Source organism: Methylocaldum sp. (assembly GCF_039794385.1).
In the GTDB taxonomy this organism is placed as follows: domain Bacteria; phylum Pseudomonadota; class Gammaproteobacteria; order Methylococcales; family Methylococcaceae; genus Methylocaldum.
Genome location: NZ_JBDIVO010000015.1, coordinates 1 through 26,031, shown reverse-complemented (window position 1 = coordinate 26,031; position 26,031 = coordinate 1). Strand labels below are relative to the sequence as shown.

Genomic DNA, 26,031 nt, shown 5'->3' with positions numbered 1-26,031 from the left:
GTCCGTCAAGCATGGATACCATTTTATAATTCTCACCTATTTATGCGGCGGAACAGGAGCACGAGTCGAGGCCGGCTCCGCTAAAATAGTCGGTCGAGTTCTTCCATCTTTTCGGTTCCGCACTTCCGAACAAATTCGAAATCAGGCATCCTGCCCATGAACGACAGCCTAAACGCGTCCGTTAATTCCGGCTCGAACAACTCGGTCCAAGACAGTGATTCGCACCACCGTTCCATCCGCAGCTTCACTCTCCGCCAAGGTCGATTCACCGTAGCGCAACGGAGAGCCATGGAGGCTCTTTGGCCCATCTATGGACTAAATGTCGCCGATACGCCCCCCGATTTCGAGGCGATTTTCGGCCGGGGCGCGCCTCTGGTCGTCGAAATCGGCTTCGGTAACGGCGAAACTCTGGCACAACTCGCCGGCGACCAGCCGCAGACCAACTTCATAGGCGTAGAAGTCCACCGACCTGGCGTCGCGCAGTTGCTGGCGCGCCTAAAAGAACGCGAACTAAATAATGTGCGTATTTTTTGCGCCGACGCTGTCGACATCCTGACAAATCAGATCGCTGACGGAAGCCTTTCGGGCGTGAACTTGTTTTTCCCGGATCCGTGGCCCAAAAAGCGCCACCACAAACGCCGACTGGTCAACCCGGAATTTATCAGCCTCGTAGCGCGGAAGCTCAAGTACGGTGGCTATTTTCATGCCGCCACGGACTGGGAAGATTATGCTCAGCACATGCTGGACGTGCTCGAACATTGCGATCGTCTTGAAAACACCGCAGGCGGGAGCAAGTTTTCCCCTCGCCCGACGCACAGAGCGTTGACCAAATTCGAACGCCGCGGACAAGAGCTCGGACACGGCGTATGGGATTTGATTTTTATCCGGCGAGCAGACGATCTTTAGCCGGCCACTGCTTCCGCGGGTTGGAACGGCTCCTCCTCCGCCTCGACCTCTGGCTGTACGTCATCCAGCTGCATCGCTTGCCGTATGGCCAGGAGTTCATCGTATTGCCGACGGAGCGGCTCCAAAGCCTGGGTGAGCGCGGCGATCTCCTGATCCAAGGAGTGACTGGATTCGTTGATCTTGCGCAATACGTCCAGCTTGCTTTCGATTACGCGTTTATGATCCCGAATTTGATGGATAAGCGGCGTAAGGGCCATGCCGGACCAACCCACCGCATCCTTGTGTGCGTGCAGAAAAAGCTCTCGGGCGCGGGCGACAACCGTTGTATAAAGCTTTACCACAACCATGCTCTGCTCCATCAAGGTTGACGAAGCACTGTCTCTGAAAGCCTCCCCTTCCTTGAATACCCGCTCCAGTTCGGCCTGATATTTCTTGAGCGAGAGCGACGGCGCCTTGAGATCGGCAAAGCCATATTCCTCCTGGAATTTTCCGTATATCCCTTTCACCAGTTTTCGACTTTCCTCAGAGATCGACACGGCTTTGACAAGCACGCCGTTCAACTCCTCGAGCACTCCCGCCATGACCGATTTCATCCCGATCGTCGTCAGACTTCCGGCCATCTGCCGCCGAGTTCGCTTGATAATCTCATCGATGCTTTCCGGCGCCAGGGACTCGACCAAAGCCTTGGCCTGCACCGCGAACACCCGTCGGCTCGCCTGAAATTGGTTTACGCTGGCCAAATAAGCATTTTGCTGGTCTCGGGTCTCGGTCATCAGCTGCTTGATCTTGTCCCGATTATTGACATCGACATTGCGGAGATCGTTGATCTGGCGCTCGGCATCCGCTATATGGGCCTGCAGTACACCGGTCGATTCGGTAACCAAATGGCCGATCCTCTCGGTGACCGACGTCATCAGCAGATTCTGCCTCTCCTTTACCACTTTTTCGGCCAAGAAACTCTCAAAAAGATGGAGACGGCTTTTTTCCAGGAGTTCTTGGTCGCCCTTCACTTTGGCAAGCAAAGCCTGTTTGGCGGTCAAGGGAAAAATCGAGCTCGCGTCGACTTCCAAAGTTCTGGCAACTGAGTCGATTTGGGCGCGAATCGATTTCTCGATGACGTCGTCTCCGTGCAAATCCCCCCACATCGAATCGATCTTGTTCATGACCACCGCCAGACCGCTTCTTTTCTGCTGGCCTTGGCGGGAACCCCGAACATGGTTGCACCACATATCCAGATCGCTCTTGGTAACCCCGGTATCCGCTGCAAGCACGAAGATAACCGCTTGAGCGCTGGGCAGCATGTGCAAGGTCAACTCGGGTTCCGCCCCGAGTGCGTTGAGACCGGGTGTGTCCAGAATGGTAAGGCCTTCCTTTAAGAGGTAATGCGGAAAACTGATCAATGCGTGACGCCAGCACGGAATCTCGACGGTCTCCGGCGCCACCACCTGTCCCGGATGAAGATCTTCGTTGTACAGACCGAGCTGCTTCGCTTCTTCGAGCGGCACACGCTTGGTTGCGGTCAGCTCTTGAAATGCTTCCTGCATTTGCACCGGCGAGGTGCAATCCAATTCGATCTGCATCCAACTCTGCGGGTGTCGCTTGTATTCGCTGAGCGATGCCTGGTTCAGACGGCTCTCGATCGCCAAGAGTCGGATATAGGCACCGCCTTCGGGGTCGTAAAAGATCTCCGTCGGACACATGGTTGTTCTTCCGGGAGATGATGGCAAAAGCCGAACACCGGTATCCGAGAAAAACAAAGCGTTAATGAGCTCGGTCTTGCCTCGCGAAAATTCGGCGGCGAAGGCAAGCACAATACGATCCGCGCGCAAGCTGTCGAGCATGCCCAGAAGAGTTTCATTTACGGCATCGCTGTTCAATTCATGCTGATCAAGCCAGGAACGATATCGCTCAACCGCCTGGCTCAGTTGCTCACGCCACTGGCCGTAGCCTCGCAGCTTGTCTTCTAAATGAATGATGCTCATCTCCGACTCTCGACCCGATCGTCTAGTGGAATAAAGTGCAATTCTGGGGACAGTTGGGATGAAGTTTAGACCAATTCAAAATTCAGTCCATTTTCGAGAGCTCTGCCCACCATGCCGGCCAGCGTTTTGGAGAGCAGATTTTGAACCGCTTATCCCGGCCGGTTTCACCGGCCAGCAAAACCACATCGCGTTTGGCGACGCCGAAAACGTCTGCCAGGAAGTCGATTAGATAACGGTTTGCTTTGCCGTCGACAGGCGGCGCTTTGATGCGGATCTTGAGCCGATCGCCATGCAAACCCGCAATCTCGTCCTTACCGGCGCGAGGTTGTACGTGGACGTTCAGCACCAGTGCCTGGCCGTCCCAGGTATACCAATCGCTCAAGTCAGTTCAGCAGATTCGTGAGTTGCTGCAGCGGGGGCAGCACAAGCATTTTGGCGAGTTGTATGCCGATCAAGGGGATCAACGGCGAGAGATCGATACCCCCTATCGGCGGCAAAAGCCGACGGCTGAAGCGAAGCAGCGGCTCGGTAAGGCTGTAAAGGAGGGAAACCGCGGGGTTATAGCTCCCTGGACTGACCCAACTCAGGACCGCACGGATGATGATGGCGAAAAAATAGACATTGAACAGCAAATCCAAGAGCTGCACGACAGCCCACAGACTCAATGCCGCAAATGTGATCCGCGTATCCTGAAGCACGAATATCAGATAGCCGCTCAGCATTTGCAGCCCCAGCATCAAGACGAGCGAAGCCGTGTCGACGCGGCCGACGGACGGAATAAAGCGGCGGAACATGCGAAGCGGCGGGTGCGTGATCTTGATCAAGAACTGGGAAATCGGATTGTAGTAATCCGCATCGACCCACTGAAACAAGAACCGCAGCAGTATCGCGAATATATAAAGACTGAAGAGCGTATCGATCAGAAAAACAGCGGGATTCACCAGAAAATCCGGAGACATCGTCAACCTCCCAGTTGCTTGGACAATTCTGCCGCCCGCGCATTTGCCGCCTTCATGGCGTCAAGCACGAGGCTACGAAGGCTTCCGCGCTCGAATACCTCTATTGCCTTTTCCGTAGTACCGCCGGGCGAGGTAACCCTTCTTCTCAATTCCGCCGGACCGTCTTCGGATTCTATGGCGATGCGCGCCGCACCAAGCGCCGTCTGCTGGGTAAGAAGCCGCGCCGTAGCTTTGTCCATTCCCATTTCGGTCGCCGCATCCTCCATGGCCTCCATGAACAGAAAAAAGTAAGCGGGTCCGCTTCCGGAAAGCGCCGTCACCAAATCCAGGAGCTCTTCCTTTTCTACCCACACTGCGATGCCGACGGCACGGACTATCGCTTCCGCCACACTTCTATGTTCGGCGCTCGCTCGATCGTTCGCGTGCAATGCGGTAGCCCCCGTTTTCACGAGCGCCGGAGTATTGGGCATACAGCGCACGATGCTCGCGCCGCCACCCAGCCAGTGGTCCAGGGCGGCCTCGCGAACACCCGCGGCGATGCTGATCATCAGGGGGCCGCGTTGCCGCACGGGGCCGGCAATTTCTCGAGCCACCTGTTCAAGAATCTGCGGTTTAACGGCCAGCAACACGGTCTGGGAGCGCTCGACCAAGGATTTGTTATCTTCGAACGTATGGACGCCGAAACGGCTGGCCAAATCCTTCAGCTTCGCGGTGTCGACGTCCGACACGAAAATATTGTCCGCCGGATAGCCATCCGAAATGAGACCGCCGATCAGGCTGCTCGCCATATTTCCGGCGCCGATAAATCCTAAAGTTTGCTTTTTCATTTGAAATCATCTCCGAACCAACGGACGTATTCTAACCGAGACACGGCCCCAAAAACGTCCCGTTCGCCGTGTAAGCCGACAAGTGTTCCTCAGCCGTCCGAAACGCTCCCGGCATCGAGCACGGCTATGTCACGGCTTGACCTCGGCCCGAACAGCGCCGTGCCGATACGTACCATCGTCGAACCTTCCATGACCGCCGCTTCGAGGTCGTCGGACATCCCCATGGACAGCGTATCGAGCCCAAGGTGGCCCAAGCGTTCCGCGGCTTGCCGCAAGCTCCGGAACGATGCGCGCTGAAGGTCGATCGTGTCCGTCGGGGCCGGAATGGCCATAAGCCCGCGGACACGAAGCCTAGGCAGTTCCGCGATCGCTTCGACCAACCCGTCGAGCTCCTCCGGGGCAACGCCCGATTTCGTCGCTTCTCCGCTGACGTTGACTTGAATGCAGATGTTGAGCGGCGGCAGCTCTTCGGGACGCTGATCGCTCAGGCGCTCCGCGATCTTGAATCGGTCGACGCTATGTACCCAGGAAAAACGAGCCGCGATCGACCTGGTTTTGTTGGATTGAATGGGTCCGATGAAATGCCAGCCGATATCGTAATGCGCCAACTTATCTTGCTTGGCCAGAGCCTCTTGAACGTAGTTCTCCCCGAACTCCCGCTGACCGCAGTAATAAGCGGCGGCAATCGCCTCCGCAGGCTGAGTCTTGCTTACGGCGATCAGCCGAACCGAGCCCCGGCATCGACCGGCTGCCGTCTCCGCGAGTCGAATTCGCTCGCGTACGGCGTCCAGGCGCTGTTGTATTTGACTCCTCATGTTGCTGATACGTTTGTCTATACTTGACCGGAGGGTAAGGGTATCTACCGACCAACGCTTACACAAGAGCCATTACAGAAGAGAATCCATGGATATCGCCGAACTGCTCGCTTTCTCCGTCAAGAACAATGCATCCGACCTGCATTTGTCCGCCGGACTTCCGCCGATGATCCGCGTGGATGGCGACATACGCCGCATCAATGTGCCGGCGCTCGACCACAAAGAGGTGCACGCGCTGATCTACGACATCATGAACGACAAGCAGCGGCGCGATTACGAGGAGTTTCTGGAGACCGACTTTTCGTTCGAGCTCCCCGGCGTCGCGCGATTTCGTGTCAACTCGTTCAACCAGGACCGGGGCGCGGCGGCGGTATTTCGAACCATTCCGTCCAAGGTTTTGACATTGGAGGAACTGGGTTGCCCCAAATTTTTCCAGGACGTTACCATGCACCCTCGCGGCCTGATCGTGGTCACCGGGCCCACCGGATCGGGCAAATCGACCACCCTCGCCGCGATGATCGACCACATCAACTCGAACCAGTATTCCCATATCCTGACGATTGAAGACCCCATCGAGTTTGTGCACTCCAGCAAAAAATCGTTGATCAACCAACGCGAAGTTCACCGGGATACTTTGGGTTTCAACGAAGCCTTGCGCTCGGCTCTGCGCGAAGACCCCGACGTGATTCTGGTCGGCGAAATGCGCGACCTGGAAACCATCCGCCTCGCATTGACCGCCGCCGAAACCGGTCACTTGGTTTTCGGTACCCTGCACACCAACTCGGCTGCCAAGACCATAGACCGCGTCATCGACGTTTTCCCGGCCGCCGAAAAAGGCATTATTCGGTCGATGCTGTCCGAATCCCTGCAGGCCGTGATCTCCCAGACTCTGCTCAAGAAAAACGGCGGCGGACGCACGGCGGCCTGGGAGATCATGGTGGGCACGCCGGCGATCCGCAACCTCATCCGCGAAGACAAGGTCGCACAGATGTACTCGGCCATCCAGACCGGGCGCAAGGACGGCATGCAAACGCTCGACCAGCACTTGCAGGAACTGGTCGAAAAAGGCGTCGTGGCGCGTGCCGCCGCTCGGGTCAAAGCCGTCAATAAAGCCGCATTCTAAAGCCGGAGAACAAGCTCGTGGACTTCGAATCCTTGCTCATGCTGATGACGCAGAAAAAAGCGTCCGACCTCTTCATCACCACCAATAAAGAACCGTGCATGAAGATCGACGGCGTCATTCAGCCGATATCGAACGCCAAGCTGAGCAAAGAGCAGGCGCGGCAGATCGTTATCGGGGTCATGAACCAACGCCAGCGCGACGAATTCGAGAATACCAAGGAGTGCAATTTCGCGATTTCATCGCCCGGCCTAGGCCGCTTCCGCGTCAGCGCCTTCATCCAAAGAGACACCGCCGGAATGGTGTTGCGGCGGATCGAAACGAACATTCCGACAGTCGATGATCTGAATCTGCCGCCGATCCTCAATGAATTATCGATGACCAAACGCGGCTTGATCCTGTTCGTCGGTGCGACCGGAACGGGAAAATCCACATCGCTGGCCGCCATCATCAAACATCGGAACGAGCATTCGAGCGGGCATATCATCACGATCGAAGATCCGCTGGAATATGTGCATCCGCATGCCGGCTGCATCGTCACCCAGCGCGAGGTCGGGATCGATACCGAATCCTACGAGGTGGCGCTCAAGAATACGCTGCGGCAGGCACCCGACGTTATTCTGATCGGAGAAATCCGGACCCGCGAGACGATGCAGCATGCCATCACTTTCGCCGAGACGGGCCATCTCTGCCTAAGCACACTGCACGCCAACAACGCTAATCAGGCGTTGGACCGAATCCTTCACTTTTTTCCTGAAGAGATGCACCCGCAGCTATTCATGGATCTATCCCTCAACCTTCGGGGCATCATCGCTCAACAGCTCATTCGCAGGGCCGATGGCAAGGGACGGTATCCGGCGGTGGAAATTCTCTTGAACACCCCGCTCGCTTCAGATCTCATCCGAAAAGGCGAGGTACATAAGCTGAAGGAACTGATGAAACATTCGCGGGAACAGGGTATGCAAACCTTCGATCAAGCCTTGTACGATCTGTACAAGGCCGGAAAGATCACGTACGAGGATGCCCTACATGCCGCGGATTCGAAAAACGAAGTCAGACTGATGATCAAGCTGGGCGAGGAAGGCAACCTCGAGAAATATGCGGGCCGGCATGACACCATGTCCATCGCGGACGACAATTGACCTCCTCATAAAAACTCCACGCCCTTTACCTGCGTTCTGATCAGTACGCGAGACGGATGCGACGCTCGTCCTTCCCCGCTCTACCGCTTCAGGCGGGCCGTCACGTCTCGCAATACGGACTCCACCAACCTCTCGTCCTCGCTGGCATACCGTAGCGCATCCCTCTCACGCCTCAGCCAGGTGAACTGCCGCTTGGCGAATTGGCGGGTGGCGATAATACCGCGCTCGATCATGGTACCGCGGTCGTATTCGCCCTCGAGATAAGCCCAGACCTGTCGATAGCCGACGGCGCGAATGGAGGGCAGATCGGCGTGGAGATCGTCCCGTTCGTGCAAGGCGCGGACTTCGTCGATAAATCCGCCTTCGATCATGGTCAAGAAGCGCTGGCGAATCCGTTCATGCAGGGCCTCGCGGCTTGCCGGCGCGACGATGAGTTTGATCAGATCGAACGGCAAAGGCGGCGATCGGGTCTCGGCGCACAGCACGGACAGCGGAACCCCGGTCGCGTGGTATACCTCCAGGGCCCGCTGGATGCGCTGGGGATCGTTGGGATGAATGCGAAGCGCAGCTTCCGGGTCGATTCGACCGAGTTCCTCGTGCAGTTTCGCCCAGCCGACCCTCGCCGCTTCCTCGTCGATCTGCCGCCGAATCTCGGGATCGGCAGCGGGCAGACTCGAAAGCCCGTAAAACAAGGCGTTGAAGTACAGCATCGTGCCGCCGGCGAGAATCGGCAGCTTGCCGCGGCTTGTTATGTCCTGCATCGCCGCGAGCGCCTCGTCCCGAAAACGCCCGGTGGAATAGGATTCGGCTGGATCAAGAATGTCGATCAGATGGTGCGGAATGCCTGCCCTTTCCTCCAAGCTCGGCTTGGCGGTGCCGATGTCCATGCCCCGGTAAACCAGTGCGGAATCGACGCTGATCACTTCTCCGTCCAGCGTCTTGGCCAATTCGATGGCCAGCCGCGTTTTGCCCGAGGCGGTCGGCCCCATCAGGGCGATAGCGGGTGGTAATTCAGTCACTGGCCGCGCATGAACAAGCGGTTCAGATCCTTGAGGCTTAGCTCGATCCAGGTCGGGCGCCCGTGGTTGCACTGGCCGCTGCGCTCCGTCGCTTCCATGTCGCGGAGCAGCGTGTTCATTTCCGGCACGGTCAGCTTGCGGTTGGCCCTGATCGATCCGTGGCAGGCCATGGTCGCCAGAACCTCGTTCATGGACTGCTCGATCCGGACGCTCCGTCCATGCTGGTTGAGATCGGCCAACACATCGCGCACCAGGCGCTCGCCGTCCGCATCCGCCAGCAAGGCCGGCACCGCTCGCAACATGAGCGTATCCGGGCCGCTTCGGCGAAGTTCGATGCCGAGGCTTCCGAACACACCGCCCGCCTCCTCCGCCAAGTCGGCCTCGGCTGCGGTAACCTGAATTCGGATAGGCAGCAGCAAGGGCTGCATCGGAACCGATCCCGCGCAGACCTGCTCCTTCAGCTTTTCATAGGTGATGCGTTCGTGGGCGGCGTGAGCGTCCACCACGATCAGCCCGTTGCGGCTCTCGGCCAGAATGAAAGCGCCATGAAGATGCGCCACCGCAAAACCGAGTGGCGGAGTCGTTTGCTCATCTGGCTCCGGTTCCTGCGGCGCTTCCGGCTTAGGAGCCGGAGCGGAATAAAGATCGGCATAACTTTGAATCGCCTCGGCCACTTGCAACGGCAGCGTAGCTTGGCGGTGCGGTTTAGAAAACTCGGGTGCCGAAACTGCACGCGCCGGCCTGTCTTCCGGATGGGGCACCGCCTCGGCCTCGACAGCCCGCGGCTTGGTCTCGGCCAAAGCCCGATGCAACGCGCGAAACAGAAAATCGTGGACCGTCCGGGAATCGCGGAAACGCACTTCGAGTTTGGCGGGATGAGCATTGACGTCGACCAACGTCGGGTCCAGCTCCAGATACAGCACGTACACCGGCTGGCGCCCGTGGTAAAGCACGTCCTGATAGGCCTGCTTCACGGCATAGCTCACCAGCTTGTCCCGGACCAAACGCCCGTTGACGTAGAAGAACTGCATGTCGGCCTGGCTGCGGGAGAACGTCGGAAACCCCACCCACCCGGAAAGCCTGAGACCCGCCGCCGAAAACTCCACCGCCAGCGCGTTTTCCAGAAATGCCTCACCGAGCACCAAGGCCAGGCGTCGCTCGATTTCGGCCTGGGTTTCCGCCGGCCGCAAGCTCAATACCGTCCGCTCGTCGTGCTTCAAGGAAAAGCCCACTTCAAACCGGCTCAGCGCCATACGCTTGATCAGTGTTTCGATATGGGAGAACTCGGTCTTTTCCGACCGGAGAAACTTCCGGCGCGCCGGCGTGTTGTAGAAGAGATCGCGAACCTCCACCGTCGTGCCTTCGGGATGGGCCGCCGGCTGCACGTCGAAATCGGTTTCCGTCCCGTCCGCGGTGACACGCCAGGCGCAACGCTCGCCGCGTATCCGCGAGGTCAGCGTCAAGCGCGCCACCGAACTGATGCTGGGCAAAGCTTCGCCCCGGAATCCCATGCTGGAGACCCGCTCCAGATCCTCCAGACTGGCGATTTTGCTGGTGGCGTGCCTGGACAGGGCGAGCGGCAATTCCTCTCTATCGATGCCGCAGCCGTCGTCGCGGATGCGCATCATGCGCAATCCGCCCTGTTCCACGTCGATGGCTACCGAGCGCGCGGCGGCGTCAAAGGCATTTTCGACCAATTCTTTCACCACCGAGGCGGGGCGCTCGACCACCTCCCCGGCGGCGATTTGGTTTATGAGTTGCGGAGGGAGAATGCGGATGGGCATGGCAGATGGAATCGGCGATCGAGAAAACGGTTTGGCGGTTAGACAGAACCGCGGGAGCAAGGATTCAATACCTTGCTATTCTCGGGAAAATACAGAAATTATGAAAGACGGGGATAAAGGTGCTTTTGCCGACCTTCGGCGCAAGCGTTCTATTTTCGAATGACCGGCTTCTTGCCGTCGGATTCGGCCACGCTCTCCAGAGCATCGGCCATGCGCAGATCGACCGGAACCATCGGCCGAATTTCGGCGAAATAATTGCGGATGCCGTCGAATATGGCGCGAGCCACCTGATCCTGATGGCTCGAATTGCGCAGATTACGCTCTTCGTCCGGGTTGGATATGAACGCCGTCTCCACCAGTATCGAGGGAACGTCCGGCGACTTGAGCACCGCAAAACCGGCTTTTTGCACGTCTCGGTGATGTAGATGGAAATCCTTTCTTAGCTCTCCCAATACCTTTGCGGCCGCGCGGTTGCTGGCATCTAGCGTGGCGGTTTGCGACAGATCGAGCAGCACCGAAGCCAGCAATTTGTCTTTTCCCCCGAGCTGAACACCGCCCACCAAAGCGGCGTTTTCCCGGTCCGCCAGCCAGCGAGCGGCTTCACTGGAAGCGCCGTGATCCGACAGAGTGAATACGGAAGACCCCTTTACGTCATTGGCGACGTAGGCGTCCGCGTGCAGGGAAATAAACAAATCCGCCTTCGCCTTGCGGGCGAGTTCCGCCCGTTCGCGCAAATCGACGAACTGATCGCTCTTGCGCACCATGACCGCCCGCATGCCCGGTTCGGCTCGGATCAGCCGTTCGAGCTTGCGGGCGATAGCCAGCACCACGTCTTTTTCATAGGTTCCGTTGGGGCCGATCGCGCCGGTATCTTTGCCGCCGTGGCCGGCGTCGATGACGATCACCCGCTCCTTGGCCAGCGCCGGCTTCAGGAAACGGACCGGCCTCGCTTCGCCCGGCGAGCTTCCGGCCTTGGCCGAAACCGGCTTGGCTGCGATTTTCGACGCTTCCGCAACGCTAGGCGGTTTTGAAGATTTGACCGGCTCCCTGGAAGCCGCCTTTTCTCCCGCCCGATCGGTCGAAACCGGGGGCGTCAGTTCGAGCACCAGGCGCGAGCTTCCCTTGAGACGGGTGACGTAAGACTTGTATCCGGCCGGGCGTTTAAGATCGAGCAAAATCCTGGGGCTGTCCTTGGCCTTGCCCGAAACCGGAATGAGCTTCGCGATCAGGGGATGGGACGCCGGGGGTTGTCCGAGTTTTCCGGACAGGGAAATATTTTCGAAGTCGATTTGCAGCTGATTCGGCTTGCTTCCGCGGGAGATTCGGTATTTGGGCGGCGCCGAGAAATCGAAAACCAGCCGTGAACTCTGCGCGGCGGACTCAAGCTTCACCGAGTTCATCTGCACGGGCGCGCCGAAAACCAGCGGCGCGTAGCCGCAAAACGTGAACACCAGCCATGTGATTAGAGTTTTTTTTTCCATGAACGAAGCCGCCATGCGTGAAAGCCCCCGGAAAACATAGTCCGAGCTGCGGAAAACCGCAAGGAAATAGGCTACTCGGCTTGCAGCCTGGCCAATACGGCTACACCGGAGTCGGTGCCGGCCGTTATCTCCGCGATGCGCCCCGTACCCGATATTTCCAGGCGGATCTCGAGATCCGCCTCGGGCAATAGCCCCGCGCCGCGCTCCGGCCATTCGATGAAGCAAACCGCGTTCGGCCGTAGATAGTCCCGGAACCCCATCCACTCCAACTCTTCCGGATCGTTCAGCCGGTACAAATCGAAATGGTAAACGATCCGATCCCCGAGCGGGTATTCTTCGACCAGCGTGAAAGTCGGGCTTTTCACCGGCCCCGAAAACCCTGCCGCCCGGAGCCAGCCGCGCACAAACGTGGTTTTGCCGGCGCCGAGGTTTCCGAGCAGGAAGACGAGCCCGTTCGACGACATGGCTCGATAGACGCGCCCGGCGAATGCGAGCGTTTCCGCCTCGTCCCTAAGAGTCACTTTCATAAATTGACGAGCCGGCGCAAAGGATCCATCAAATCGCAGGCCAAGAGTCCCCTTTCGCCGGCCTTCGCCGCCTCGTCGCCCGCCGCGGCATGCAATTGCACGCCCAAGGCCGCCGCCTCGAAAAGATCCAGACGTTGCGCCAGCAATCCCGCGATAACGCCGGTCAGCACGTCGCCCATGCCGCCGCTGGCCATGCCGGGATTGCCGGCGGTACAGACATAGGGCAATCCGTCCGAGCCGCAGACCAGGCTGCCGGAACCTTTCAATACGGCTACGCCGCCGAACTTCGCCTGAAGGTTCCGAACGGCGCTGAATCGATCTTTCTGTATGTCTGCGGAAGACGAGTCGAGCAGCCGCGCCGCTTCCCCCGGATGGGGCGTGATGGTCCAGTTGTCCCGTTTGCGGGGGCTTTCCGCCAGAAGATTGAGCGCGTCGGCATCCGCCACGACCGGCAAATCGGTTTCCAACACCGTGCCGAGCAGCGCCTTCGCCCATTCCGAACGGCCCAGGCCAGGCCCGATAGCAACGACCGTGGCCCGCTCCAAGGGTATCCGCAAGTCCTCGGTGGTTTCGACGCCGTGGCACATCAGCTCCGGCCGGGTCAGGTTGAGCGAGTCGGCATGGGACTTCCGCGTGGCGATGCTAATCAACCCCGCTCCAACCCGAGCCGCGGCCTCGGCGGCCATGCGGGCGGCACCGCTGTAACCGCAATCGCCGCCGACCACCAGCACGTGGCCGAAATGGCCCTTATGGGCATAACGCGGACGCGCCGGCAAGCCGCGTTCCCACGGCGGCAGCAGCATGGCCGAAGGTTCGACGGAATATCGCACTTCCGGCGGTGTGCCCAGATCGGCAAAGACGATCTCGCCTGTGTATTCCGGACCTTCGCCGGTAAAGAGCCCCTGCTTGAGACCGATGAACGTCACGGTCAAATCGGCCTTGACGGCAACGCCCAGAGCGGAACCGGTATCGGCATGAAGCCCGGACGGAATATCCAGCGCCATCACCCGACCGGAGAACCGGTTGACGGCCCTGATCACGTCCGCGTAAAGTCCGTCGACCTTCCGATCCAAGCCGGTGCCCAAAAGTCCGTCGACCAGCACTTCCGCACCCTCGAAATCGGCCGGGATAAAATCCAATATTTCGCCGCCCGTCGCTCGATAATCCTGGTAAGCCGCCAGGGCATCCCCCTTGAGATTCGCGGGCGGCGAAACCGGATAAACCCGCACGTCCATCCCCGCCTCGTGCGCCAAGCGGGCGACCACATAAGCGTCTCCCCCGTTGTTGCCGCCGCCGCAAATCGCCGACAGCGTGCGCGCTCCCGGCCAGCGTTCGTGCAAAGCGGCAAAGGCCGATGCGCCGGCGCGGCGCATCAACTCGATGCCGGGAATGCCCACCGTTTCGATGGCATAACGGTCCATGGCGCGCACGTCCTCCGCGCGATAAAGATCCTTCGGGAAACTTCGGCTGTATCGTTCGCTCATAACCCAGTAAGCTGTACCCAAACTACGCTCGTTCCGTTTACATTCTGGCTCAAACTCCGCACCGCCTCCACACTTCTGTGACTTCGTCCGCTCGCGATTACTCCGCTCTCGCCGCCAAAATCAAGACCTGGGGCAAAGAACTCGGCTTTCAGCAGGTCGGAATAGCCGATACCGACCTTTCTGCGGCCGAACAGCAGCTTCAAGAATGGATAGACGAGGGATTCCACGGAGAAATGGACTACATGGCGCGGCATGGCACCAAGCGCAGCCGTCCGGAAGAGCTGGTTCCCGGTACGCTCCGGCTCATCAGCGTACGCATGGATTATCTCCCGGAGAATCGAACCACGGTTAGGGAGCGGCTGGACGACCAGACCGCCGCGTTCATCTCCCGCTACGCCCTCGGCCGCGATTACCACAAGGTGCTCCGCAAGCGCTTACAGCAATTGGCCGAGCGCATCGCAGTCGAAATCGGCCCCTTCGGTTATAGGGTCTTCGTCGACAGCGCGCCGGTGCTGGAAAAGGCGCTCGCCGCCAAAGCCGGGCTCGGCTGGATCGGCAAGCACACCAATTTGATCAACCGCAAAGCAGGCTCGATGTTCTTCCTGGGGGAGATTTACACCGATCTCCCCTTGCCCATCGATGCCGAAACGACCAATCACTGCGGGAGCTGCACCGCCTGCATGGAGGTCTGCCCCACCCAAGCGATCGTTGCGCCTTATCGCCTTGACGCCCGGCGCTGCATCTCCTATCTGACCATCGAGTTGCGCGGACCGATTCCCGAAGAATTTCGCACCGCCATCGGCAACCGCATCTACGGCTGTGACGACTGCCAGCTCGTATGCCCGTGGAACCGCTATGCGCGGCTGACCGAGGAAGCGGATTTCATGCCGCGCCACGGTCTCGATACCGCCGGGCTGATCGACCTTTTCCGCTGGGATGAAGCGACGTTTCTACATAAGACCGAAGGCTCTGCCATACGCCGCATCGGTTACGAACGCTGGATCAGGAATATCGCCGTGGCCTTGGGTAACGCTGAAACGTCTACTAAAATCGTCGACGCGTTACGAGCGCGGATAGACGACCCGTTGCCTTTGATCAGGGAGCACGTGCGCTGGGCGCTTGCACGGCACTGCTCCAACGAGCGACAGCCGCACCGTGCGGGAGCCCAAGCGTCTTCTACGTCCTAAAGAAGCTCTGATTAAGAGCGTATCCCAGTAGGCCGTTCGCCCTGAGCCCTTCGACTCGGCTCAGGACAGGCTTGTCGAACGCTCTCCTGAGCCTGCCCTGAGCCTGTCGAAGGGGCATGAACGGAATCCACTTGCTCAGAGCTTCCTTAACGCCGCGTTTTCTTAGTGGCGGGAGCCGATGCTTTGACAAAGGCGGGACCCTTGATGCGAAGCTGGTCGGACAATTGCTTCAGAGTATCGTTGAGCGCGGCGCGGGTCGCCTGACCCAGGGCGCTCGCTGCAAACGCGGATTCCCCGCCCCCGACGCCGAACAACGAGAAACCGCTGGTGGCGGATTCGGAGGTGAAGGAGCCGTGGGAAGTAATCGTTCCCACCATGCGGCCGCTGCTAGGCTCGACCACTTGCAGGTCCATGCCCACCGCCCCGGTTCGCCGGGCCTTGGTGTTTTCCCAAGTCGGATTGGCGGCAGATACGGCAGCACCGGCGATGCCCGCGGCGGGTGTCCCCGAAACGGCGCCCGCGATGCCGAGCACTGTTCCTGCCCAGCCGAGCGATCCACCTTTGCGCTCGTCGTTGGCTTCGGCAACCTCGTTGAATTCCGTGATCGTACCCTTGATCACGAACGGCCCGACCTCGCCGGGATTCAGCAGCTTTGCGGGATTGCTTTCGTTCTTGCGGTAATGTTCGTAGTCGACGACCACGATGTTCCCTACGTTGCCGAGGGCACTGATTAATTGCGCGGCGACGCCTTGCCCGACGCGATCGCTCATGCCTTGATGGTCGGGCGTGTAAGCCCCCGGTGCCGTAGGTGCGGCCCCTCCGAGAATACCCCAGCCGAAGGGTCCCCAGCCGTAGCGGGCCCCGGTCGGAGCCTGTGTCACGCCGCCCCCCGAACCGGTTCCGACACTCAAAGGCTCCACCGTGACGACGTACATGGGTTGAGAACCGTCGAACGGAATCCGCACCACTTCCACCTGCGTCGAAACCGGCGCCACGTGCGTGGCCTGCACCGACGATTTATCCACCGTCGCCGCGCAGCTCACGAGAAATGGAACCGCTGCCCCCACTAACCAAGACTTTAGTTTCATTATTCTTCTCCGGTTATTTTCGTTTGTTGTCGTCCCACGCCGAAAGTCCGGCGTAAACCCACGCCGTTGAAGGTTAGCACACTGCACTACCGCGTCCCAAAGCTGCCGCGCCAAGCCGATGCGGCGGATTCGGCGTTCCGCCCTCCCTCGACATAGCGTAAAATCCGGTGCATTCGTCTCCAACTCGTAAGGAGTTAACGCCCATGAACTTTTTTTTTCGCGTGCTGCTCGCCGCAATCGCTTTGTCCGCCCTGCAAACCGTCCGGGCGGAAGACGAATGGCAGGGCACCACCCTTTCGGACCAGACTCTGGAGAAAGTCAACCTGGCTTTAGTCGCATACCAGACCTGCGTCAACAGCGAAACCCGTGCGCGGGTCGGCGAGCAGGCGGATTCGCGTGCACTCACCGATCGCGTTTTGAAAACGTGCGAAGAGAAGCTGTCGAAGGTCAAGGCGGCGTTCGATAGCGAAAAAGTACCCGGCACGATCTCCGAACGATATATGCGCAGCCGCCGTACTCAGGCCGCACGTCAGGTCCTGCGCACATTGATGGGTGCTCAGGCGGCTCAAGCCGCGACCGGGCAGCCCTAATACGATCGTCCTACCCCGCGCTTAGTTTTCGGCCGGCTGTCCCGCCGATGCCGGCGGCTGTATTTGCCGCACCAACCGCGCCTGCGTCCCAGGGCACCACTCAACGCAAAGAGGATCCGAATGCAATTCGACCCAACTCTCATTCCGACCACGCTCGACGCCGTACACATCGGACTTGCAGCCCTCGTGGTCATTCTGCTGATTCTGCAGATCCTTCTGCTGTCCGTAGCCGTCATCGCTTTGATGCGCCGTGGGCGGCGGGCAGCCGAACCAGTCGTTGCGCCGGTCCCCGCCGGACCGGCCCCCGTTCCGGTCAGGGAGGCACCCAAACCCTTGGAAGTCGTCAAACCGGAACGGCCGGAGCCGGTGGTTGTCAAAGAAGCCACACCGGATGCGGCCCTACAGCTTCTCGGACTTTTGCAGAAAGAAGCCCGTTTTATCGACTTCGTTCAGGAGAACGTCGGCGCCTATTCCGACGCCGAGATCGGCGCGGCGGCTCGAGTCGTACACGAGGGATGCCGCAAAGTATTGAGCCAGCATTTCGAGCTTGAACCGGTGCGCAAAGAGCAGGAGAACTCCCGCGTTACTCTGCCCAAAGGCTTCGACGCTTCAAGCGTAAGGCCCACGGGCAACATCGTCGGCGATCCGCCGTTCACCGGCACATTGATACACCGCGGCTGGCGCGCTACGGCCGTCAGACTGCCCAAGATCGCCGAAGGACATGACGTACGCATCATCGCCCAAGCAGAGGTGGAATTGTGAGCGAAACCCAGTATTCCGTCGGCATCGACCTCGGCACGACCAACAGCGTCGTGTCCTATGTCGATCTCAGCCAGTGCGACGGCGAAAAAGCGCCGATCGAGGTTTTGGATATCCCGCAATTGACGTCGCCCGGTACGGTCGGCGAAAAAAGGCAGTTGCCTTCGTTTCTTTACCAGGCTCACGAGGCCGAGCTCGCACCGAGCGACATCGTGTTGCCCTGGAACGAACATCCGGAAGCCATCGTCGGTGACCTGGCAAGGCAACTCGGCGGCAAAACGCCCATCCGGCTGGTAAGCAGCGCCAAGAGCTGGCTATCTCACAGCGGCGTCGACTGCCGCGCGCCAATCCTGCCCGTTCAGTCACCGGAGGAAGTAAAGCGCGTTTCGCCTCTTCAAGCGTCGATCGAATATCTCCGCCACATGCGTGACGCCTGGAACGACCGCTATCCCGACGCGCCCCTGAGCGAGCAGGAACTGGTGATCACCGTACCGGCGTCCTTTGATCCGGCGGCTCGGGAACTGACCGTGGAAGCCGCCCACGCCGTGGGCCTGCGCCAGGCCATTCTGCTCGAGGAGCCGCAGTCGGCGCTGTACAGCTGGATTCAGACCAGCGAAGGAAAATGGCGCGAGCAGGTCAAGCCGGGCGACATCATTCTCGTCGTGGACGTAGGCGGCGGTACCACCGATTTGTCGCTGATCGCCGTGACCGAGGAGGAAGGCAATCTGATCCTCAACCGCGTCGCCATCGGCGATCACATTCTCCTCGGCGGGGACAACATGGACCTCGCCTTGGCTTATGTCTTGAAAATGAAGCTCGAAGCCGAGGGCAAACGGCTGGAACCTTGGCAGATCCAGGCACTCATGCACGGCTGCCGGGACGCCAAGGAATCCTTGCTGTCCGACTCGGATACCGACGAAGTCGCCGTCGTCGTCCCCAGCCGCGGTTCGTCGCTCATCGGCGGCACGCTGCGTACCAGCCTGACCCGCGACGAGGTCGGACGTACCCTGGTCGAAGGCTTCTTTCCGAAGGTGCAAATCACAGACCGTCCTGCCGTTCAGGCTCGCACCGGTCTGACCACCCTGGGCCTTCCGTATGCCAAGGACGCACGGATCACCTGTCATCTCGCCGCCTTCCTGAGCCGACAGATCGGCGCGACCGGCGAATTGCAGGGATTCAACCTCCCTGCCGATGCCCAGTTCCTGCATCCGACCGCGCTGCTCCTCAACGGGGGTGTATTCAAGTCCGAGGCGCTCGAAAAGCGCTTGCTCGATGTACTCAATAGCTGGCTTCAGGCCGACGACGCACCGCATGCCCGACTGCTGCACGGCGCCGACCTGGATCTAGCCGTGGCCCGTGGTGCCGCTTATTACGGCTATGTCCGCAAAGGTCGTGGGGTCCGCATCCGCGGCGGCACCGGTGCTGCCTATTACGTGGGCGTCGAGAGCGCCATGCCCGCCGTACCGGGCTTCGCCCCGCCGATCGAGGCCCTGTGCATCGCGCCTTTCGGCATGGAGGAAGGTACCGAGGCGGATCTGCCGCCTTACGAGTTCGGATTGGTCGTGGGCGAGCCAGTGCGCTTCCGTTTCTTCGCGTCCAACGTCCGCCGCGACGACGTGGTCGGCACGCGCCTCGACTACTGGTCGGAAGACGAAATGGAAGAACTGGACGAAATCGAGGTCACCTTGCCGGCAGAAGAGTACCAGGCGGGCGATGTGGTCCCGGTTCATTTGGCCGCCAGGGTCACCGAAGTGGGCACGCTGCAACTGGAAGCGGTCGCTAAGGACGGCGACAAACGCTGGAACGTCGAATTCGATGTCCGTGCAGGCGAAAAGCCTTTGCCGTCGGATGAAAATGTCGCACCGGAGGAACCGATCTTGGGCAATCTCTCCGAGCGGGCGACCGAAACCGCATCCGACGAAGCAGCTTCGGAAGCACCTGGCGACGACGCTTCGGCCAAAAAAAGTTTTTGGTCTTTCAATAAATAATCCTGCAAACCGCAGGGGCAATGCCCCTGCGGCCATCCTCACCCATGCCCGCATCATCAAGCCAGACGCCTCGCTATCTTGTCGGCATCGATCTCGGCACGACCCACACCGTGGTCGCCCATGCAGACCTCACCAAAGGTACTCCGGCCGAAATCGAGCTTTTTCAAATCGACCAATTGGTTGCGCCGGGCGAAGTGGCGGCTGAACCGCTGCTGCCGTCTGTTCGCTATCACGCATCGCCGGACGAACTGACCGTAGCGGACGTGCGATTGCCCTGGCCTTCTTCGGAGCCGGAGTCGGCTTATCGTCCGATCATCGGCAAGCTGGCGCGGATCTTGGGCTCGAAAAGCCAGGGACGTTTCGTGACCAGTGCCAAGAGCTGGCTGTCCCATGCCGCCGCGGACCGGACCGCCGCTATCCTCCCCTGGGGCGCGCCGGAGGAGATTCCGAAAATCTCTCCGGTCGAAGCCAGCGCGAGCTACCTCCGCCACGTGCGTTCGGCCTGGAATCATCACCATCCCGAGGCGCCACTGGAAGAGCAGGAGATCGTGGTGACCGTACCGGCCTCATTCGACGAGGCCGCACGCACTCTAACGCTCGAAGCCACCCGGCTGGCCGGATTCGCGACAGCGCGCCTGCTCGAAGAGCCGCAAGCGGTCTGTTACGACTGGCTCTGGAACCACCGCCAGTCCTTACGTCAGCAGCTCGGCGGCGTGCGCTTGCTGCTGGTCTGCGACGTCGGCGGCGGCACCACGGACCTGACCTTGATCAAGGTCGAGCCAGGCGAGGACGAACCCAAGCTCACCCGTATCGCCGTCGGCAATCATCTGATGCTGGGCGGGGATAACATCGATCTCACCTTGGCTCATCTTGCGGAACGCCGCCTGGTGGGCGAGGATCGAAAGCTGTCTGCGGCCGAGCTTTCCCAACTGGTCGAACAATGCCGGTTAGCCAAGGAACGGCTGCTGGCTCCCGATGCGCCGGAAGCCGCGACCGTAACACTACTCGGCACGGGAGCCCGGCTCATCGGAGGCGCGCGCTCGGTCGAGCTGACCCGAAGCGAGGTCCATGGCATCGCTCTCGACGGTTTTTTCCCGATGGTGAGCCTCGCCGATCATCCCGACCGAAAACGCAGCGGCGTCGTCGAATTCGGCCTGCCCTACGCCGCCGATCCCGCGATCAGCAAGCATCTGGCTGCTTTTCTGACTCACCACTTCGAAACTGCGCGAGAGGCCCTCGGATCGGACTCCGCCGACCCCATTCCCGATGCTGTTCTTCTCAACGGTGGCGTGTTCCGCAGCTCGACCATAGCCCAGCGTCTCGTAGAACTTGTGACGTTTTGGGGAAAACAACGCCCCGTCCTGCTCAAAAACGACCGTCCCGATCTGGCAGTAGCCTACGGCGCGGTAGCCTACGGACTCGCGCGGCGCGGCCATGCCGTTCAGCGCATAGGCGGCGGCTCGGCGCGCAGCTATTTTCTGGTGGTGGAAACCGGCCGGGACGGGATCCCCAAGGGTATCTGCATTCTGCCGCGGGGGACCGACGAGGGCCGGGAGATCGTGTTGACCGACCGCTCCTTCCTGCTCAGGCTAGGACAACCGGTGCGTTTCAACCTGGCCTCAACCAGCGAGGACCGGCGTTTCCAGCCGGGAGACCTTGCCGAAATCGACGGAGACCGTTTCGTTCACTTGCCGCCCCTCACTGCTGTCTTGGAGCGGGAAAGCGCACAAGGGCGAACGGAGCAAGCCGTGCGGATCGCCGCATCCCTAACCGAGGTCGGCACTCTCGATTTGCACTGCGTAGCAGCCGACGATCCCGACCGGCGATGGAGGATCGAGTTCCAATTGCGGCAGGCCGTCCCGCAGACGGTTTTGCCCGAAGCCCGGCACCACCCGCGCCTCGATGAAGCCGTCGAGAAAGTCCGCCTGGTGTTTGGGAAAAAAGCGAAAGCGGCCGACACCAAGCTGGTCAAAGGATTGCGCGGCGAACTTGAAAAGATTCTCGGACCGCGAGCGGATTGGGACACCGCCCTATTACGCGATTTGTTCGGCGCCCTGCTGGAAGGCCTGCCTCACCGGCGGCGATCGGCCGAGCACGAGCGCCTGTGGTTCAGCCTGACCGGATATTGCCTCCGTCCCGGATTCGGCTATCCCTTGGACGATTGGCGGGTTGAACAGGTCTTCGCGATTTACGGGCAAGGTCTGCAATTCGTCAACGAAATCCAGAACTGGACTGAATGGTGGACGTTCTGGCGCCGCCTGGCTGGCGGCTTGAACGAAAAGGCGCAGCTTTCGATATTCAAGGATGTGGCCGACTTCATCAATCCGGAAACCGCCAAGCGCGGCAATCTCCCTGCCCTCGCCAAAAAGCGCAGCTATGAGGACATGGTGAGACTTGCGGCCGTACTGGAACGGCTCCCCGTATCCCAAAAGGCCGAATTGGGAAGCTGGCTTCTCCAGCGCCTGTCCAAGCCCAGCGAACCCGCCGAAAGCTGGTGGGCGCTAGGCCGCGTCGGTGCTCGCGTACCGTTCCACGGCAGCGTGCATAACGTGGTTTCCCGCGTCACGGCCGGGGAATGGCTGGCCCAGATCCTGAGCCGCGACTTCAAAAAAGAGCCGCATGCCGGCTTCGCCGCCGCTCTCATCGCGAGACTCAGCGGTGACCGGGAGCGTGACATCGATCCGGCGCTGAGGCAACGCGTCATCGAGCGGCTGAGAGTCGGCAAAGCGCCGGACTCCTGGATTGGCATGGTGTCCGAAGTAAAAGAACTTTCCGAAGCCGACGAAAAACGCATCTTCGGCGAGGCATTGCCCCCCGGCCTGAAGCTGATTGCCTGATGCGGCGAAGTCCGTAGGATGCGCTGAACGAAGGGAAGCGCATCGTTAGCGATAAGCTGCCGGAGCCATAAAGCCGCCCATTCCCATTCAGCTTCCGTTCAGGAACAGAAGACTATCTTCATCCTGCCGGCAAATCTCACGGGTTTGAATCCGGCGCCAGTTTCGAGTTTTTGAACGGGGGATCAAGTCATGAGACCGCTGAATAAAATCATAGCCCTAAGCACAATCGCCTTACTCGCCTTTGCATCGGGCGCGCGCGCCGACCGCGACCATTGGGGCCACGGCCATCATCGCGGCCACCACGATCATGGGTATCGGCACCACGGTCACTACGATCATGGACATCATCACCACGGCCATGATCATCACCGCCCGAGAGTGATTCACCATTACTACGAGCCTGCGCCACGTTATTACCGGCCGCCGCGCGTGGTACATCGCCATATTCACCATTACCAGCCGCCGCGAGTCGTCTATCACGACGATTACCCTTCCTATTACGGCCGTAGCAGCGGTTTGTCCGGAGCCATACCGATCGTCGCGGGTGGCGTCCTCGGCGGCATGGTTGGAGAACAAGTCGGCTACGGCAATCATGGCGCCATCATCGCCGGCTCGGTAGCCGGAGCCGTCTTGGGACACGAGATCGGCCACTGATCCAGGAACATCATTGACCCGTGGCTTGGTAGAGCCCGTTGTCGGTCCGGAAACGACAGTGTTATTCTGCGCCTACCTCAGTGCCGGGCGGCATTTTGCGGCCCGGCTCATACTTCGGAAACGCCCTAGTCGCATCGAGCCGCGTGATAAACAAACGCTTTTTGTCCTTCACCCTGGGCTGTTCGCTGCTGATGGCATTTCCGTCCTATTCACAGCCGCCGTTCGGTCCGGAGGGTTTGATGACGCCGTTCATCGCGCGCCAGCCTCAGTTCGGGCCCGGCATAAGCCTAGACGAGGCTGTTCAGCGCATCCGGCGTGAAACCGGCGGTCGCATACTGGCTGCCGATACCATCAGAAATAACGGCACGATCACTTATCGCATCAAAGTGCTCATGCCGGACGGCCGCGTGCGCGTCTTCCATGTCGACGCCAACCGATGAGACACCAAAGGCGCCAGCCCGGAATGATCGCTGCGGTTGGCTCCCGTGCCGAAACTCCGCTGCCACGAGTGATGTCGGCTAAGTCCCTCAAACAAGCTGTGTTCAAGCGAGTTTCATGCGCCTACTGATCGTCGAAGATGAAGCCGAGCTCCGCTCTCAGCTAAAGTCGCGCTTGCAAGCCCTCGGTTACGCTGTCGACACCGCGGCCGACGGCAAGGAAGCAGTTTTTATGGGAAACGAATATCCGTTCGATCTGGCTATCGTCGATTTAGGGCTGCCGCTGGTGTCCGGCATCGACGTCATCAGACATTGGCGCGCCGACGGCATCAACTTTCCGATTCTGATCCTCACCGCGCGCGACCGCTGGCAAGACAAGGTGGAAGGGCTGGACGCCGGAGCCGACGATTACCTGAGCAAACCCTTCCATTTCGAAGAACTGCTCGCCCGGACCAAGGCGCTGTTGAGGCGGTCCGCCGGCATCGCGCAATCCCTGCTGCGGTGCGGCCCTATCGTGCTCGATACCGGAGCACAGAGCGTACGTGTCGACGGCCAGCCGGTGGAGTTGACCGCGCAGGAATACAAGGTTCTCGAATATCTGATGCTGAATACCGGCAAGGTCATCTCCAAAACGGCCCTGACCGAACACATCTACGACCAGGAATTCGATCTGGACAGCAACGTGATCGAAGTCTTCATCGCCAGGCTGCGTCGGAAACTCGATCCCCAGAACGTCCATCGCCCCATAGAGACGCTCCGCGGACGCGGCTACCGGTTTACCCTGGAACGCACGCCCGGATGACCTATTCCCTTCGGACGAGGGGACTGCTCGTCGCCAGTGTGGTGCTGATCGCCTTTCTCAGCGCAACCGGGCTGGTCCTCGACAAGGCCTTCCGCGACAGCGCAAAGGCGGCCATGCGCGACAGGCTGCAAGGGTTTGTCTATACCCTTCTGGCCGGCTCGGAACTCGATGCCCGAGGCGTCATGAAGGGCCCCGAAAACCTGCATGAGCCTCGCTTCAATCAAACCGGGTCCGGGCTTTACGCCGACATCCGTCGAGGCAACCGCAAGCCGGACTGGCGATCCCCGTCCGCAGCGGGCATTGAAATTCCCGCGACACTCACACCTCAGACCGGCACTGCCACATTCAGCAGCGCCGTATTGGAAGACGGCACGCCGGTTTATGTGCTCAGTTTCAGCGTACTGTGGGAGGAAGAGGGGCGCAGAAGACCGGTTCGCTGCGTGTTTCGCGTGGCCGAAACCCTGGACGGATTCTACGCAGAGGTCAATCAATTCCGGCGCAGTCTCTGGAGCTGGCTCGGAGCCGCGGCGCTAGTGCTGCTGCTGGTGCAAGGCGCTATTCTCCGCTGGGCGTTCTCGCCGCTCCGCCGGGTCGCGGCCGACCTTTCGGCCATCGAGGCGGGCCATGCCGACAAACTCGTTGGCCAGTATCCGGAAGAACTGCGCGGACTGACCGACAACCTCAATGCTCTGTTGGAGAATGCACAGTCCCACCTTGCCCGGTATCGGGATGCGCTGGGCGATCTCGCGCACAGCCTGAAAACCCCGCTCGCCGTGTTGCGCGGCGCCATCGAAAAACAGAATTCGGACGCCGACAGCGAAATCGGCGCGGTAGCCCAGGAACAGATCGACCGCATGACTCGAATTATCGAGTACCAACTGAAGCGAGCCGCCGCCTCCGGGCGAACCCACCTGACTCCGCCGGTCAGTGTCGCGGAAAAGTCCCGCCAAGTCGCGGCCGCACTGGCCAAGGTCTATGCCGAAAAACAGGTCGACTGCCGAATCATGGTCGAGGACGACGTCGTCTTTCACGGCGACGAGGGCGATTTGCTCGAGATCCTTGGGAACCTACTCGACAATGCCTTCAAGTGGTGTCGAAGCCGAGTCGAACTGAGCGCCCGGACGGTTTTGGAACCGCTGGGAACAAGCTCGCATCTCGAACTGCGGGTGGACGACGATGGCCCCGGAATTGCCGAAGATGTGGCCGAGCGCGTTACCCGCCGCGGTGAGCGCACCGATTCGTCTGTGCCCGGGCACGGCCTCGGCCTCGCCATCGTGGATTCCATCGTGCGGACCTATCTCGGCCAGCTCGTGATCGAGCGAAGCCCGCTCGGGGGGGCAGCAATCGTGATTCGGAATGTCGGCTAACATGGTCCGCATCGAATAGTTCGATAAATTGTCTCGAATTCGATCTAATGAAAGGGTTATCCCGGCGCTCCCGAACCGATCGTTTGCGATTGAAAGGATCGCGACTAAAGCGACCGTTTGCGATTGGGATGCGAATTCGCCTTTTACTGACTACTTTTTACCGTATTTTCATCCGGAGAAAACCATGGCCGAAGCCACTTCGAACGACACTCTGACCTTGACTCCGCCCCAGCCGGTCCCCGAAATCGACGAGGAACAGGCGACCAGCATGGTTAA

Annotated in this window: 24 protein-coding genes; 13 read left to right on the top strand and 11 right to left on the bottom strand. The window is 60.0% G+C overall.

Going from position 1 to position 26,031, the window contains the following annotated elements:
- The first annotated feature begins 288 nt into the window (after positions 1–288).
- Positions 289–906 (top strand): tRNA (guanosine(46)-N7)-methyltransferase TrmB, encoded by a 618-nt coding sequence (trmB, locus tag ABJK70_RS02765; RefSeq protein WP_347257362.1) that lies wholly within the window; start codon positions 289–291, stop codon positions 904–906.
- On the opposite strand, the gene ABJK70_RS02760 is transcribed toward trmB, so the two are convergent.
- The 5 genes from ABJK70_RS02760 to ABJK70_RS02740 form a co-directional block, all read right to left on the bottom strand.
- Complete coding sequence (locus tag ABJK70_RS02760; RefSeq protein ID WP_077729818.1) at positions 903–2,888, bottom strand: dynamin family protein; 1,986 nt, start codon at positions 2,886–2,888, stop codon at positions 903–905. The two genes, trmB and ABJK70_RS02760, sit on opposite strands and share 4 nt — an antisense overlap.
- A gap of 82 nt (positions 2,889–2,970) precedes the next feature.
- A complete protein-coding gene (locus tag ABJK70_RS02755; protein WP_077729819.1) occupies positions 2,971–3,270 on the bottom strand; it encodes a DUF167 family protein in 300 nt (99 codons plus the stop codon).
- Position 3,271: 1 nt separating this feature from the next.
- Complete coding sequence (locus tag ABJK70_RS02750) at positions 3,272–3,847, bottom strand: YggT family protein (RefSeq protein ID WP_077729820.1); 576 nt, start codon at positions 3,845–3,847, stop codon at positions 3,272–3,274.
- A 2-nt stretch (positions 3,848–3,849) separates the two neighbouring features.
- Entirely contained in the window at positions 3,850–4,674 is an 825-nt protein-coding gene (gene proC, locus ABJK70_RS02745; RefSeq protein WP_347257361.1) for a pyrroline-5-carboxylate reductase, read from the bottom strand.
- Between the two features lie 89 nt (positions 4,675–4,763).
- Positions 4,764–5,489, bottom strand: coding sequence for a YggS family pyridoxal phosphate-dependent enzyme (locus tag ABJK70_RS02740; protein WP_347257360.1), 726 nt, complete (start codon positions 5,487–5,489; stop codon positions 4,764–4,766).
- Positions 5,490–5,577: 88 nt separating this feature from the next.
- Here ABJK70_RS02740 and ABJK70_RS02735 point away from each other — a divergent pair, with 88 nt between their 5' ends.
- Together ABJK70_RS02735 and ABJK70_RS02730 are read left to right on the top strand one after the other, a co-directional pair.
- A complete protein-coding gene (locus ABJK70_RS02735; RefSeq protein ID WP_156879429.1) occupies positions 5,578–6,612 on the top strand; it encodes a type IV pilus twitching motility protein PilT in 1,035 nt (344 codons plus the stop codon).
- 17 nt (positions 6,613–6,629) lie between these two features.
- Positions 6,630–7,751 (top strand): PilT/PilU family type 4a pilus ATPase, encoded by a 1,122-nt coding sequence (locus tag ABJK70_RS02730; RefSeq protein ID WP_347257359.1) that lies wholly within the window; start codon positions 6,630–6,632, stop codon positions 7,749–7,751.
- Between the two features lie 80 nt (positions 7,752–7,831).
- On the opposite strand, the gene miaA is transcribed toward ABJK70_RS02730, so the two are convergent.
- Both miaA and mutL read right to left on the bottom strand, forming a co-directional pair.
- Complete coding sequence (gene miaA, locus ABJK70_RS02725; RefSeq protein WP_156879464.1) at positions 7,832–8,740, bottom strand: tRNA (adenosine(37)-N6)-dimethylallyltransferase MiaA; 909 nt, start codon at positions 8,738–8,740, stop codon at positions 7,832–7,834.
- A 26-nt stretch (positions 8,741–8,766) separates the two neighbouring features.
- Entirely contained in the window at positions 8,767–10,554 is a 1,788-nt protein-coding gene (gene mutL, locus ABJK70_RS02720; RefSeq protein ID WP_347257358.1) for a DNA mismatch repair endonuclease MutL, read from the bottom strand.
- On the opposite strand from mutL, the gene ABJK70_RS02715 reads away from it, so the two are divergent.
- Positions 10,547–10,717, top strand: coding sequence for a hypothetical protein (locus tag ABJK70_RS02715; RefSeq protein WP_168175385.1), 171 nt, complete (start codon positions 10,547–10,549; stop codon positions 10,715–10,717). The two genes, mutL and ABJK70_RS02715, sit on opposite strands and share 8 nt — an antisense overlap.
- On the opposite strand, the gene ABJK70_RS02710 is transcribed toward ABJK70_RS02715, so the two are convergent.
- The 3 genes from ABJK70_RS02710 to ABJK70_RS02700 form a co-directional block, all read right to left on the bottom strand.
- On the bottom strand, positions 10,704–12,035 hold the full coding sequence (locus ABJK70_RS02710; protein ID WP_347257357.1) for an N-acetylmuramoyl-L-alanine amidase: 1,332 nt from the start codon (positions 12,033–12,035) through the stop codon (positions 10,704–10,706). The two genes, ABJK70_RS02715 and ABJK70_RS02710, sit on opposite strands and share 14 nt — an antisense overlap.
- Positions 12,036–12,106: 71 nt before the next feature.
- Positions 12,107–12,562 carry a tRNA (adenosine(37)-N6)-threonylcarbamoyltransferase complex ATPase subunit type 1 TsaE gene (gene tsaE, locus ABJK70_RS02705; RefSeq protein ID WP_347257356.1) on the bottom strand — a complete coding sequence of 152 codons (456 nt, stop codon included), beginning with the start codon at positions 12,560–12,562 and terminating at the stop codon, positions 12,107–12,109.
- On the bottom strand, positions 12,559–14,046 hold the full coding sequence (locus ABJK70_RS02700; RefSeq protein WP_347257355.1) for an NAD(P)H-hydrate dehydratase: 1,488 nt from the start codon (positions 14,044–14,046) through the stop codon (positions 12,559–12,561). The genes tsaE and ABJK70_RS02700 overlap by 4 nt, the downstream gene beginning before the upstream one ends.
- Before the next feature lie 77 nt (positions 14,047–14,123).
- Here ABJK70_RS02700 and queG point away from each other — a divergent pair, with 77 nt between their 5' ends.
- Positions 14,124–15,233, top strand: coding sequence for a tRNA epoxyqueuosine(34) reductase QueG (gene queG, locus ABJK70_RS02695; RefSeq protein WP_077729829.1), 1,110 nt, complete (start codon positions 14,124–14,126; stop codon positions 15,231–15,233).
- Between the two features lie 146 nt (positions 15,234–15,379).
- Here the strand turns inward: queG and ABJK70_RS02690 are convergent, their stop codons facing one another.
- Complete coding sequence (locus ABJK70_RS02690) at positions 15,380–16,321, bottom strand: hypothetical protein (protein WP_077729830.1); 942 nt, start codon at positions 16,319–16,321, stop codon at positions 15,380–15,382.
- A 203-nt stretch (positions 16,322–16,524) separates the two neighbouring features.
- On the opposite strand from ABJK70_RS02690, the gene ABJK70_RS02685 reads away from it, so the two are divergent.
- From ABJK70_RS02685 to ABJK70_RS02650, 8 genes are all read left to right on the top strand, one after another.
- A complete protein-coding gene (locus ABJK70_RS02685) occupies positions 16,525–16,911 on the top strand; it encodes a hypothetical protein (protein ID WP_077729831.1) in 387 nt (128 codons plus the stop codon).
- Positions 16,912–17,031: 120 nt separating this feature from the next.
- Complete coding sequence (locus ABJK70_RS02680; protein WP_077729832.1) at positions 17,032–17,673, top strand: DUF2760 domain-containing protein; 642 nt, start codon at positions 17,032–17,034, stop codon at positions 17,671–17,673.
- Positions 17,670–19,658, top strand: coding sequence for an Hsp70 family protein (locus tag ABJK70_RS02675; RefSeq protein WP_077729833.1), 1,989 nt, complete (start codon positions 17,670–17,672; stop codon positions 19,656–19,658). Before ABJK70_RS02680 ends, ABJK70_RS02675 begins: the two co-directional genes overlap by 4 nt.
- Before the next feature lie 44 nt (positions 19,659–19,702).
- The gene (locus tag ABJK70_RS02670) at positions 19,703–22,495 is read left to right on the top strand and encodes an Hsp70 family protein (RefSeq protein ID WP_347257354.1); all 2,793 of its coding nucleotides are present in this window, start codon (positions 19,703–19,705) and stop codon (positions 22,493–22,495) included.
- Between the two features lie 189 nt (positions 22,496–22,684).
- Positions 22,685–23,149, top strand: coding sequence for a hypothetical protein (locus ABJK70_RS02665; protein ID WP_086135050.1), 465 nt, complete (start codon positions 22,685–22,687; stop codon positions 23,147–23,149).
- A 143-nt stretch (positions 23,150–23,292) separates the two neighbouring features.
- A complete protein-coding gene (locus ABJK70_RS02660) occupies positions 23,293–23,589 on the top strand; it encodes a PepSY domain-containing protein (protein WP_133718289.1) in 297 nt (98 codons plus the stop codon).
- A gap of 115 nt (positions 23,590–23,704) precedes the next feature.
- On the top strand, positions 23,705–24,388 hold the full coding sequence (locus ABJK70_RS02655; protein WP_086135049.1) for a response regulator transcription factor: 684 nt from the start codon (positions 23,705–23,707) through the stop codon (positions 24,386–24,388).
- Entirely contained in the window at positions 24,385–25,755 is a 1,371-nt protein-coding gene (locus ABJK70_RS02650) for an ATP-binding protein (RefSeq protein ID WP_086135048.1), read from the top strand. Before ABJK70_RS02655 ends, ABJK70_RS02650 begins: the two co-directional genes overlap by 4 nt.
- Positions 25,756–26,031 lie beyond the last annotated feature (276 nt).